The organism is Scandinavium sp., assembly GCF_051650185.1.
GTDB lineage: Bacteria > Pseudomonadota > Gammaproteobacteria > Enterobacterales > Enterobacteriaceae > Scandinavium.
Genome location: NZ_JBOFIN010000143.1, coordinates 1 through 12,263, shown reverse-complemented (window position 1 = coordinate 12,263; position 12,263 = coordinate 1). Strand labels below are relative to the sequence as shown.

At 55.5% G+C, this 12,263-nt stretch carries 12 protein-coding genes; 7 read left to right on the top strand and 5 right to left on the bottom strand.

What is annotated here, in order from left to right; translation table 11 throughout:
- The first annotated feature begins 93 nt into the window (after positions 1 to 93).
- Positions 94 to 1,293: an S-methyl-5-thioribose kinase gene (mtnK, locus tag ACRCWW_RS19740; RefSeq protein WP_438683903.1), complete on the top strand. Its 1,200-nt coding sequence runs from the start codon at positions 94 to 96 to the stop codon at positions 1,291 to 1,293.
- Positions 1,294 to 1,380: 87 nt separating this feature from the next.
- On the opposite strand, the gene ACRCWW_RS19735 is transcribed toward mtnK, so the two are convergent.
- From ACRCWW_RS19735 to ACRCWW_RS19725, 3 genes are read right to left on the bottom strand one after another with little or no spacing between them, the layout of a single operon-like run.
- Positions 1,381 to 2,445, bottom strand: a complete 1,065-nt coding sequence (locus tag ACRCWW_RS19735; RefSeq protein WP_438683902.1) for a sugar ABC transporter substrate-binding protein — start codon at positions 2,443 to 2,445, stop codon at positions 1,381 to 1,383.
- 36 nt (positions 2,446 to 2,481) lie between these two features.
- Positions 2,482 to 3,480, bottom strand: coding sequence for an ABC transporter permease (locus ACRCWW_RS19730; RefSeq protein WP_404657280.1), 999 nt, complete (start codon positions 3,478 to 3,480; stop codon positions 2,482 to 2,484).
- Positions 3,477 to 4,979 (bottom strand): sugar ABC transporter ATP-binding protein, encoded by a 1,503-nt coding sequence (locus ACRCWW_RS19725; protein WP_438683901.1) that lies wholly within the window; start codon positions 4,977 to 4,979, stop codon positions 3,477 to 3,479. Before ACRCWW_RS19725 ends, ACRCWW_RS19730 begins: the two co-directional genes overlap by 4 nt.
- A gap of 333 nt (positions 4,980 to 5,312) precedes the next feature.
- Between ACRCWW_RS19725 and ACRCWW_RS19720 the strand changes: the two genes are divergently transcribed.
- From ACRCWW_RS19720 to ACRCWW_RS19710, 3 genes are all read left to right on the top strand, one after another.
- Positions 5,313 to 6,056: a 3-oxoacyl-ACP reductase family protein gene (locus tag ACRCWW_RS19720; RefSeq protein ID WP_438683900.1), complete on the top strand. Its 744-nt coding sequence runs from the start codon at positions 5,313 to 5,315 to the stop codon at positions 6,054 to 6,056.
- Positions 6,057 to 6,263: 207 nt separating this feature from the next.
- Positions 6,264 to 6,587 (top strand): type II toxin-antitoxin system RelE family toxin, encoded by a 324-nt coding sequence (locus ACRCWW_RS19715; RefSeq protein WP_438683899.1) that lies wholly within the window; start codon positions 6,264 to 6,266, stop codon positions 6,585 to 6,587.
- On the top strand, positions 6,562 to 6,969 hold the full coding sequence (locus tag ACRCWW_RS19710; protein WP_438683898.1) for a helix-turn-helix domain-containing protein: 408 nt from the start codon (positions 6,562 to 6,564) through the stop codon (positions 6,967 to 6,969). The genes ACRCWW_RS19715 and ACRCWW_RS19710 overlap by 26 nt, the downstream gene beginning before the upstream one ends.
- On the opposite strand, the gene ACRCWW_RS19705 is transcribed toward ACRCWW_RS19710, so the two are convergent.
- Positions 6,966 to 7,163 carry a YbdD/YjiX family protein gene (locus ACRCWW_RS19705; protein WP_097164648.1) on the bottom strand — a complete coding sequence of 66 codons (198 nt, stop codon included), beginning with the start codon at positions 7,161 to 7,163 and terminating at the stop codon, positions 6,966 to 6,968. The two genes, ACRCWW_RS19710 and ACRCWW_RS19705, sit on opposite strands and share 4 nt — an antisense overlap.
- Positions 7,164 to 7,323: 160 nt before the next feature.
- A complete protein-coding gene (gene cstA / locus ACRCWW_RS19700; protein ID WP_438683897.1) occupies positions 7,324 to 9,429 on the bottom strand; it encodes a pyruvate/proton symporter CstA in 2,106 nt (701 codons plus the stop codon).
- Positions 9,430 to 9,716: 287 nt separating this feature from the next.
- On the opposite strand from cstA, the gene ACRCWW_RS19695 reads away from it, so the two are divergent.
- The 3 genes from ACRCWW_RS19695 to ACRCWW_RS19685 are packed head-to-tail and all read left to right on the top strand — an operon-like array spanning position 9,717 to position 12,029.
- The gene (locus tag ACRCWW_RS19695; protein ID WP_438683896.1) at positions 9,717 to 10,442 is read left to right on the top strand and encodes a nucleoside recognition domain-containing protein; all 726 of its coding nucleotides are present in this window, start codon (positions 9,717 to 9,719) and stop codon (positions 10,440 to 10,442) included.
- A complete protein-coding gene (locus ACRCWW_RS19690) occupies positions 10,439 to 10,903 on the top strand; it encodes a YjiG family protein (RefSeq protein ID WP_330984533.1) in 465 nt (154 codons plus the stop codon). The genes ACRCWW_RS19695 and ACRCWW_RS19690 overlap by 4 nt, the downstream gene beginning before the upstream one ends.
- Before the next feature lie 13 nt (positions 10,904 to 10,916).
- A complete protein-coding gene (locus ACRCWW_RS19685) occupies positions 10,917 to 12,029 on the top strand; it encodes a M20 family metallopeptidase (RefSeq protein WP_438683895.1) in 1,113 nt (370 codons plus the stop codon).
- Positions 12,030 to 12,263: the final 234 nt, after the last annotated feature.

Sequence of the window (12,263 nt, the reverse complement as noted above, 5' to 3'; positions counted from 1 at the left end):
TCTGTTGCGTTGTTGTATCACATTGTGTCAGGATGAATTACAGATGTATAGACGTCTGAATGGCTTTATTTTGACTGAATGAGGATCGAGGCAATGTCGCACTACCAAACCTTCACCGCCGACGATGCGGTGGCTTATGCGCAACAATTTGGCGGCTTAGATAATCCGTCTGAGCTGGTCTCCGCGCAGGAAATCGGCGACGGCAACCTCAATCTGGTGTTCAAAATCTTTGATGCGCAGGGCATCAGCCGGGTCATCGTTAAACAGGCGCTGCCTTACGTGCGCTGCGTGGGAGAATCCTGGCCGCTAACGCTCGACAGAGCTCGACTTGAAGCGCAAACCCTGGTGGAACACTATCGCCACAGCCCTGAACATACGGTGAAAATTCACCACTTCGATCCGGAGCTGGCCGTAATGGTGATGGAAGACCTTTCGGACCATCGCATCTGGCGCGGCGAACTGATTCAGGGGGGATATTATCCGCTGGCCGCCCGGCAACTGGGCCACTATCTGGCGCAGACGTTGTTCCATACCAGCGATTTCTGGCTCCATCCGCACGAGAAGAAAGCCCAGGTCGCGCAGTTCATCAATCCGGAAATGTGTGAGATCACCGAAGATCTGTTCTTCAACGATCCTTATCAGGTGCATGAGCGCAATAATTACCCGCAGGAGCTCGAAGCAGACGTTGCCGCGCTGCGGGAGGATGCGCCGTTAAAACTCGCCGTGGCATCTCTCAAGCACCGCTTCTTCTCACAGGCGGAAGCGCTGTTACACGGCGATATTCACAGCGGCTCCATTTTCGTTGCAGAAGGCAGCCTGAAAGCCATCGACGCAGAGTTTGGTTACTTTGGCCCCGTCGGTTTTGACGTCGGCACCGCCATCGGCAACCTGCTGCTGAACTACTGCGGTTTGCCGGGGCAGTTAGGTATTCGCGATGCCGCCGCAGCACGTGAACAACGCCTCGCCGATATTCAGGAACTGTGGAACACCTTCGCCGAACGCTTCCAGTCGCTGGCCACAGAAAAGAGCCGGGACGCCGCGCTGGCATGGCCAGGCTATGCCTCGGAATTCCTGAAAAAAGTGTGGAAAGACGCGGTTGGATTCTGCGGAACAGAGTTGATTCGCCGAAGCGTGGGGCTTTCGCATGTGGCGGATATCGACACGATTAAAGACGACACCATGCGCCATGAGTGTCTGCGCCATGCCATTACGCTTGGGCGCGCGCTGATCGTGCTTGCGGATCGAATTGAAAGCGTGGACGAGCTGATTGCTCGCGTGCGTCAGTACAGTTAAGTGCACTCCCTATGCCGGATGGCGCTAACGCTTATCCGGCCTACAAGGCCGGGCAAACGCAGTGCCGCCCGGCAAACAGCCTAAACTTTACTTAGCCTTCGCTTCCAGCGTCGCAAACCACGGCGCGATAAAGTCTTCGGTCTGCCCCCAACCCGGAATGATTTTCCCAAGCGTTGCGACGTTTACCGCGCCAGGCTGCGCGACTAACAGCGCTTGTGGAATGGCCGCGGCTTTGAAGTCATACGTGGCAGGCGTGGGTTCTCCGGCAATCTTGTTGGCAATCAAACGCACATTCGTCGCGCCAATCAACTTCGAGTCTACCGCCACGCTCACTTTCCACGGGCTTCCCGCTTCGCGCATCAGCTGCAAATCCTGATTGGATACATCGATGCTGTAGAGTTTAATTTCGGTACGTCCGTTCTCTTTTAGCGCTTTGTAAGCGCCCTGGCTGAAGGCATCCCAGGTGCCCCAGATCGCGTCGATTTTCCCTTTCGGGTATTTCGCCAGCACTGCGCCCACTTTGTTCGCCGTATCACCCTGAACATCAGAAGAGACCGCGCCGATAGATTCCAGCTCTTTGATACCCGGGTTTTGTTTCAGCAGCGCTTTGTAGGTCGTTTCGCGGCGTTCCATCGGTGGGAAGCCTGCGACCCACAGCTTGATGATGTTGGCTTTGCCGTTGAAGTCTTTCACTAACTGGCCAAAAGAGAGATCGGTCAGCGAGGCGTCATCCTGCTGGGAAACCGTCACGCCTGGGATATCGCCATTCACGGCGGTATCGAAGGCCGCCACTTTAATGCCCGCGTCCACGGCCTTTTTCACCAGCGCAGTGGAATACGGATCGCGCCCTTGAGAAAGAATAATCCCGTCGTATTTCTGGCTGATGGCCTGGTTGACGAAGTCCTGGAACTTAGCATCATCGCCATTGCTCAAAAATGCGCTGACCTTAAAGCCCAGCTTTTTCCCTTCCTGAATCGCGCCCGCAACAAACTGCGTGGTGTTGTCATCAGAGCCCAGATTGCGAATAACAGCGATACGGATTGGGCCACTGTGATTGGCAATCGCCGCCGGGACAGGCGTTGGCGTTTCGGCAAAAGCTGCCACGGAATTGAGCAGCCCCACGGCGATGAGTGACAGCGTGATTTTTTTCATTGTGTTTACCCTGATTGTTGTTATGGATATATGGTGTTATGCGCGACGCTGGGAATAGGTCAGCGCCAGCGCACCAGCCAGCACCAGACCTTTGATAATGTCCATCGCGTAATACGGCACTGACAGCATCACCAGCCCGTTCGACAGCACGCCCAGAATCACGGCCCCCACCAGCGTGCCAAGTGCATTAGGTTTACCGGAACCCGCCAGAGAGAAGCCAATCCAGGCGGCTGCGACGGCATCCATCAGATAGCTGCTACCGGCATTGACCTGAGAAGATCCAATTCGTGAAGCCAGCAAAATGCCGCCAAGCCCTGCCAGCAACGAGGCAATAACGTAAGCCGCGACTTTGTAGCGAGTGGTACGAATCCCGGAGAGTCTTGCCGCTTCAGGATTCCCGCCGATGGCATACATCCTGCGGCCATGCGTAGTCAGCGACAGCGCGAGTTGGGCAACCAGCGTCACCACCAGCATAATTATGACGATGGTCGGCACCTGGCCCAGCAGGCCAAAAGCCGCCGGGATCGTACCTTCGGCCATATCGCCGCTCGGCAGAACCATGTTTTCGGTAATCGAGCCGCCGAAGCTGTAAGTCGCCGCCACGCCCTGAATCACAAACAGGCTGGCGAGCGTGGCTAACATGTCGGGAATGCGCAGAATGACAATCAAAAAGGCGTTAAATAATCCCACCAGCGTACAGAGCAGCAAGGTGATCACAATGGCCTCAGTTGTGCCAAATCCGTGCCAGACAAACAGCGAGATAACCAGGGCATTGGCGAGCGAAGCCGTAGAGCCGACAGACAAATCGAACCCGCCTACCGTCAGCGAAATCGACACGCCCACCGCAATCACCGTCACGATAGCGATAGAACGTAAAATATTGATGATGTTGAACGGATCGAGGAAGTTGTCCGACGCGAGGCCAAAAATCGCCACCAGCGCCACCACGGTCAGCAACATGCCCCATTTATAGAGAAAATCGAAAAACTGCTGACGGCCCGATGCCGTCGTTTTCACTGCCAGGGCCTTGCTCACGACGCCGTTCCTCCGGTGGAGTAATAAAGTAAGGTTTCTTCGCGGGCCTCAGCGCCCGACACTTCTGCCACAATTTTTCCGTCCCACAGCACGCAGATGCGGTCACACAAACCCACCAGCTCTGCAAATTCACCGGACGCATAAATCACGCCTTTGCCTTCACGGGCAAGGCCGTCAATCAGGTTGAAAAGATCGGTTTTGGCTTTGACGTCCACGCCTTTGGTCGGCTCGTCAAAAATCAGCACGCTGGCGTTGCCGCGCAGCCATTTGCCAATGGCCACTTTTTGCTGATTGCCGCCGGAAAGACGGCGAAGCGTCTGAGCCGGGCCCGTCGCACGAATGCCCACTCGGGCAATCACTTCCTCAGCCCAGCGCCACGCCTGACGATGACCGAACAGACTCCAGCGAGAAAAGCTGTTATCTGCGCCAACCGCCAGATTCATGCTGATCGGTTCATCGATGAAAATCCCTTCTTTGCGGCGCTCTTCAGGCACCAACGCTAAACCACGAAGGACGGAATCAGCCGGATCGCGTGGCTGCCACGGCTGCCCGTTAAGTTCAGCGCGAGTCACCCGGCTTTTCGTGGCGCCAAACAGGGCTTTGCAAAGCTCCGTTTTTCCTGCCCCTGCCAGCCCGGCGATCCCCAGAATCTCCCCTTTACGCAAGCGCAGTGAGATGTCGTGCAACAGCTGTTCATCATGCAGCCCTTCAACGTTCAGCACGATGTCATCGCTGTAGCCGTCACGTTTGGGGGGAAAGATATCGGTGAGCTCGTGGCCGAGCATCTTCTCAACGATTTGCTCGCCGCTCAGGGACGCCATCGGGCCGCTTTCAATCAGTCGCCCGTCACGCAACACCGTCAACGTGTCGCAGACAGCTTTCAGCTCATGAATGCGGTGAGAGATAAACACAATGCCGATACCCTGCTGTTGCAGGCGTCTGACTACGTTAAACAACCGTTCGCTTTCATGGCTGTCGAGCGGTGCGGTCGGTTCATCCAGAATCAGAAATCGGCAATGGTGCGAGAGCGCGCGTGCCAGCAAAATTTGCTGTTTTTCGGCCAGGGAACAGCTGTCTATCGAGCGGCGAACATCCAGATCCACATCCAGCTGCGCCAGGGCTTCTTTGGCCTGCTGCCGCACCTGTCGCCAGCTAAAGCGATAATTCGGCCCCGCCAGATGGTCGAGCATGATGTTTTCCGCAATCGACAACCCCGGCACCAGCGCAACATCGACTTCCTGCTGTACCAGATGAATGCCCAGTTGCTTTGCATCGCGTGGAGAACGGAGGTTTACAGGCTGACTGTTAATCTCAATCTCGCCGTCGTAGTGGTCGTAAGTGCCGCAAAGCACCGCCATCAGCGTCGACTTTCCCGCGCCATTCGCCCCTGTTAAGGCATGTACAGACCCCCCGGTGAGCGTCAATGCCACCTGAGTCAGTGCCTTAAAACCGGAAAAGGCCAGGCTGATATTGCGCATGTCGAGACGATTGACTGCCATCCGCTGTGAACCCTTTGTTAATTGTCTGTTTCACTGACTCTTCCACAGCCGTTATGGACTGACAACGGCGTAAAAAGCATAAGATAAAGCCAAAAGATATTAGCCATCCGGATGTCCGGATGGTTTATCAGGCCAGCGATAATACACAGAAAAATAACAAATGAGCAACAGCGATATTTCGGGAGACACATCGCCGCTGCCGATTGTAAAGGTCGCTGCGCTAACCCGCTGATCCTCAACGTGGCCGCAAATAACCTCTTTCTGCTCCATTGACGGGGAACATTCCCCCTCTATACCTAATGATGACTCTCACACCAGGACTTCGGAGCAACTATGCATATCGATTTGACGGGTAAACGCGCGTTGGTGACCGGTGCCAGCCGTGGACTTGGCCGAGCTATTGCCTTATCACTGGCGAAAGCCGGCGCCGATGTGGTTATCACTTATGAAAAATCTGCCGACAAGGCTCAAGCCGTAGCGAATGAAATTCGTGCCCTCGGGCGCAAAGGACACGCTATTCAGGCTGACAGCAGTAATGCGCAAGCCATTGTGGACGCGGTGAACGAAACGGCTCATACGCTCGGCGGACTGGATATTCTGGTGAATAACGCCGGCATTGCACGCGGCGGCCCGCTGGAAACGATGTCGCTCGAAGACATCGATGCGGTGATCGGCGTGAATATTCGCGGCGTAGTGATTGCGACTCAGGCAGCGCTTCCCCATCTCGGACAAGGCGGACGCATTATTAACATCGGCAGTTGCCTCGCAAACCGGGTGGCGTTCGAGGGGATCGCGGTTTACTCAATGAGCAAATCCGCGCTGAATTCCTTTACTCGTGGCCTGGCGAGAGATTTGGGCCCGCGTGGCATTACCGTCAATCTTGTGCATCCCGGCCCTACCGACAGCGACATGAATCCGGCTGACAGCGAACAGGGCCGGGAGCAAGTCAAACAGATTGCCGTCGGGCATTACGGGAAACCGGAAGATATTGCCGCCGCCGTGACCTTCCTCGCAAGTCCAGCCGCCGGGCAAATTACAGGCACAGGTCTCGATGTTGATGGTGGCGTAAACGCCTGAGTCCGGTTTCGTACTTCTGCTTTTGCGACCCCGCTTCCCGTTTTACTGCACGCCTTTGTCAACCGGCAAAGGCGCTTGCAGCCTGCCTCGTAAGCTGATGCATTTCCTCTTTTCCCCTTCGCCTTTCTGCTTCTACACTGCCAGATATTCTCTAATACCTGAACAACTAATAATCTAATTATTTACTAATAATCGAAGAGGTGTACGATGCAGGTGCAGCAGAAATTAACGATCCTCTGGTCGAAGACAGCGAGAAGACATTTCCTGAAAATTGAGAAGCGAGACCGACTGCGGATCATCGCAAAATTAGAAATGCTCGGGGATATCAGTGCTCCCCCACTGGATATCGAAAAACTCCGTGTTCCAGATGAACTGTATCGGTTAAGGGTCGGGGATTATCGGATCATTTTTACCAGGACGGGTGAGAACAACGAGGCCTGTTATATCTTCGATGTACTGCGAAGAACCTCAAAAACCTATTCCTTCCATGAGGAGCCAGCAAGCTATGAATATACAATTTATCAAGGATGAACAAGGCAACACCCAATACGTCGTGGTGCCCTACCACGTGTGGTTCAACATGATGCTCGACCGCGTCCCCCTTGAAGAGGAAGGTGAAGAAGAGAATTGGGAAGAGATCCCCATTGAACATGATGAGTATGACGATGTACCCATTCCACATGTGGTCGCGTGCCTGATGGACAGAGACGACGTCAGCCTACAGGCGGCCTGGCGTATTTACCGTGGCCTGTCGCAGCAGGAAGTGGCGGATAAACTTGGCATTACTCAGTCGGCAGTCTCGCAACTGGAATCACCGGATTCCCGTCCGCAAAAGCGCACCAGAGAGAAACTGGCCGCTATCTATGGCTGCACTCAGGAACAAATCAGCCTCTTTCTGCCGAAAGAAGGCTAACAGCACTTCGCGCCGCCTTTACCGCCGTAGCGTGCGTCCTGACGCTCACGGAAAAACTCTTCGTAGGTCATCGGCGTTTTGTCCGGATGGTTCAGGCGCGTGTGCTCCACATAGTTGTCGTAATCAGGCACGCCAATCATCATTTTTGCCGCCTGGCCGAGGTATTTCCCGGCTTTTGAGAGTGTGTCGAACATGTTATCTCCTGTAGATCCCCTCTCCCCTGCCCTCTCCCAAAGGGAGAGGGAGAAAGAAAAGTTCCCACTCACCTCGCCTGGGAGAGGGTGAACGAGCCAGGCGCACTGTCTGTCCCCTCTCCCTTTGGGAGAGGGTTAGGGAGAGGGGCTGGCACCCAGCTTAATGCGCGCTCTTCGCCTGGGCCACAATCTGTTCCAGATTTTCCGGCATTGGCTCATAAGGCGTTTCTTTGGCGGTCGGTTTGTCTTCTTTCAGTGCTGCCAGCGCAGTCTTCACAGAATAGAACGCCAGCACCACCACAACCACCATAAAGAAGATGGTCAGCCCTGCATCCAGACGGTTATTGAACACAAGTTGCGACAGTTGCGACTCGGTGTACTGCGCCGGGATCTTACCGCTGTCGATCATCGCCTGGAACTTATTGGCAATCGCCAGGAAGCCCACTTTCGCATCGCTGCTGAAGGCTTTCTGCCAGCCTGCGGTCAGGGTACAAATTAACAGCCACGCCGTGGGTACCAGCGCAACCCACGCGAAGCGCTGACGTTTCATTTTGAACAGCACGACTGCGCAGAGCATCAGAGCCATCCCCGCCAGCATCTGGTTGGCGATACCGAACAGCGGCCACAGGGTGTTGATACCGCCCAGCGGATCGACTACGCCCTGATGCAGGAAGTAACCCCACGCCAGCACACACAGCGCCGTAGCCAGCAGGTTGGCAGGCAGGGAATCCGTGCGTTTCAGGTTCGGGCTGATCACCCCCAGCAAATCCTGCAACATAAAGCGAGCGGCTCGTGTGCCGGCATCCACCGCCGTCAGAATAAACAGCGCTTCAAACAGAATGGCGAAGTGATACCAGAAAGACACATCCATCAGACCGCCAAGCGAACCGTGCAGAATGTACGCCATCCCCACGGCCAGCGTTGGCGCGCCGCCTGCCCTGGAAATGATCGACTGCTCCCCAACTTCGTTAGCGATTTGCGTCAGCGTGTCCGGCGTAATGGCGAAGCCCCAACTGCTGACGACCTGCGCCGCTGAAGCAACCACATCGGTGGTACCCGCTGGCGCAAGAACCGCCATCGGGCTGTTCATGGCGAAATAGACACCCGGGTCGATAATACAGGCGGCAACCAGCGCCATGATCGCCACGAAAGATTCCATCAGCATGCCGCCGTAGCCAATCAGGCAAGCCTGACCTTCATTGGCGAGCATTTTTGGCGTGGTGCCAGAGGCGATCAACGCGTGGAACCCAGAAACAGCGCCACAGGCAATGGTGATAAACAGGAACGGGAACAGGTTCCCCGTCCAGACCGGGCCAGTACCATCGATAAACTTGGTCAGCGCAGGCATGGTCAGCGTCGGACGCATGATCAGGATGCCAATCGCCAGCCCCACGATGGTGCCGATTTTCAGGAAAGTAGAGAGATAATCGCGCGGAGCCAGTAACAGCCAGACGGGCAATACTGCGGCAACAAAACCGTAGCCCACCAGCATCCAGGTCAGCTGCACGCCGGTGAAATCAAACCACGGCGCCCACGTCGGGCTTTCTGCCACCCAGCCGCCAGAAATAATGGCAAACACCAGCAGCACCAGGCCAATCACCGACACTTCACCAATACGCCCGGGGCGCAAATAGCGAATGTAGATGCCCATGAAAATCGCCAGCGGGATAGTAAAGGCAACGGTATAGGTGCCCCACGGGCTGTGGGTCAGCGCCTTCACCACGATCATCGCCAACACCGCAAGGATGATAACCATGATCATGAAGGTCGCTATCAGCGCGATAACCCCGGCCGTGGCGCCCATCTCCTCTTTCACCAGCTCACCAAGAGAACGTCCGTCACGACGCGTGGAGACAAACAGCACCATAAAGTCCTGCACGGCCCCGGCGAGCACAACCCCTGCCAGAATCCAGATCATCCCGGGCAGATAGCCCATTTGCGCCGCCAGCACCGGCCCAACCAACGGCCCGGCTCCGGCAATCGCGGCAAAATGGTGACCGAACAGCACTTTCTTATCGGTCGGAACATAATCCAGCCCGTCATTATGACGCACAGCTGGCGTCATGCGGGTGGGGTCAACGGCCAGCACGTTTTTGGCGATATAGCGGCCGTAAAAACGATAGGCAATGAGGTAGATACAAACCGCCGCCACCACTATCCACAGTGCGTTGATTTGTTCACCACGATTCAGTGCGATGTAGCCAAGGGCAAAGGCTCCCACAATCGAGAGAACTGCCCATATAAGGTATTTCCCTGGGTTGTTCATGGTCTTAGTCCGTCAGTGTAGGGGGAAGATGTTACATTTTGTATCTATAACACCGCCCCTGAATTTAACAACCTGACAACCAGGGAAAACCGACTTCTCACCAGGTATTTACATCACATTGTTAAGTCGATCACTTTTCGCCGATAAACCATCATCAACACCAATTAGTTCTACGCATCACATTTTCAATTCTTTATTAATTTCCTGACGTTACAAAATGATTTACATCATTTTATTTCCTGCCGCAGCCCGCAGAATGAATCGGCGAAACAGCCACATACAAGGAAATGGAGATGAGTACACAACCGCAGGAAAACAGAGTAGGCCCCGGCGCGTACTTCGCGTTGGCCTTCGCCGCTGTCTTTTTTTCAGGCTTGCTCGGCGGCAAGGAATGGTACGGCGTTTTTGATTTCACCACCCTCAACGGGGCTTTCGGCAAAGTCGTAAGCAGCGTCAATCAGCAAGGCGAGGCAATTACCACGACAACCTCCGCCTTTCGCGGCCATGGCGGTCACGGGGCAATGGACGGATTTTTATTTGCGCTTGGGCTGATCCCCGCCGTGATGTTTGCGCTTGGCATGATTAACGTGCTTGAGCACTACGGCGCGTTGCGTGCCGCTCGCCGCCTTCTGACCCCGCTGTTACGCCCGCTGATGGGCATTCCGGGGAATACCGGGCTTGCGCTGATAGGCAGCCTGCAAAGCACGGATGTCGGTGCCTCACTGACGCGAAACCTGGCAGATGAGGGTCAAATTACCGAAAAAGAGAAAGATATCTTCGCCATGTTCCAGTTTTCGGCAGGCGCTATGATCACGAACTTTTTCTCCTCGGGCGCCATTCTGTTCACCCTGATGGCGGTGGACGGCACAACCGCTGTGCCAACCTCCATCGGAGCCTGCATCGCCGTGATGTTCATTATGAAAATTGTCGGTGCCAACCTGATGCGGCTAATCCTCAGCATCAGCGAGAAAAAAGCGACTGTCTCAACCTCCGCACAGGGAGAAGCCTCATGAGTGCCCCAACCTCGAATCCCGTTATTACCGACGTCTTTGTCGAAGGTGCCCGCAAGGGCTGGAATATCGCCACCACCAGCACCCTGCCAAACGTGGTCATGGCGTTCATTATCATCAAAGCGCTGGAAATTACCGGCGCACTGAAGGGCCTGGGCATTGTCTTCGCGCCACTGATGGGCTTGTTCGGCCTGCCGGGCGAAGCGGCAGCGGTGCTTATCGGCGGCTGGATGTCGATGGGCGGCGCTATCGGGGTCGCGATTGGCCTGTTTGATAAAGGCATTCTCACGGGCGAACATTTAGCGATTCTGGCACCTGCCATCTACCTGATGGGCTCTCAGGTGCAGTATCTGGGCCGTATTCTTGGCGTTATCGGCACCCGCGCCAAACGCATTCCACTGATGATCGCGATCTCGGTGATCAACGCCTTCTTAGCCATGCTGCTGATGCGCGTCATTATCTGAACAAGGACTGATCATGGAACTGGAAAAATACATCGAAGAATTACGCACCCTGGTGAATGTTGACTGCGGAACGCAAACCCACGAGGGCGTGGCGAAAGTGGCCGCCACAATGCAAACCCTCTGGCAGCAGGAAGGGTGGCACACAGAGCAAGTCGATTTAGGCTCTGCCGTGGGGCCGGGGGTCTTTGTCTGTAACAAACCAGAGTCTGCCGAATTTGATGTTTTGTTGGTCGGCCATCTGGATACCGTGTTCCCGGCAGGCACTGTGGCAGAACGCCCAATGAGCCGCGATGAACAACGCCTGTATGGGCCGGGTGTCTCAGACATGAAAAGCGGATTGTTGAATATCCTGTGGGCCATGCGTACGCTCCCGGCAGACCATCTTGCGCGCCTGTCTGTCGCGGTGGCGATGAATCCTGATGAAGAAACGGGCAGCGTGCACTCGCATGAGTGGATTGGCAAGCTGGCTAAACGCGCCCGTTGTGTTCTGGTCTGTGAGGCTGCGCGCGCAGATGGCTCGCTGGTAAAAGCACGCAAAGGGATAGCGGGCTATAAGCTCACTTTCGAAGGTGTCGCCGCACATGCGGGTAATGAGCCGGAGAAAGGCCGTTCCGCCATCACTGCTTTTGCTAACAGCGTGGTGGCTATCAATGCGTTGTCGAACACCGATCGCGGCACCACGCTGAACGTCGGTGTGGTTCAGGGTGGAAGTGCAGCGAACGTGGTACCTGCCGCACTCAGTGCAGAACTGGATGTTCGGTTCTGGGAAAACGATGAGTACGACCGGGTGCATCAGGCATTGACGGCGCTGTGTGAAAAAGGGTTTCTGGAGGGCGTCTCCACCAGCCTGACAAGGGTGAACCATAAACCCGCCATGGCCGCGAGCGAAGAAACCCAGCTGCTGATGCGCCTTGTGGAGCTGGCAGGCCAGGAAGAAGGGATAAAAGTGACCTGGCAAGCGGTGGGCGGCGGCAGTGATGCCAACCATACGGCAGCGCTCGGTATTCCGACGCTGGACGGTTTGGGCCCGATAGGTGCAGGTTTCCACAGCCCGGCGGAGTGGCTGGATATCGCTTCAATCGAGCCACGAATTCGCCTGCTTCGTCGGGTTGTGACGATGCTTTGATTTGGTCGCTGAGCCCGGCATTTTCCCCTCTCCCCGGACCGTACACCCAAAGGGAGAGGGAGCAATACAATCCCCTCTCCCCTGGGGAGAGGGTTTGTACGGTCCGGGGACATCATGAACACTTGTTCGGGGACATGGTAGACACTTACAACTAAGGCATAAGAACCCGTTTATGGAGTCGCTTATGCCCTGGGATGCGAGAGATACCATGTCATTACGTACCGAGTTTGTTCT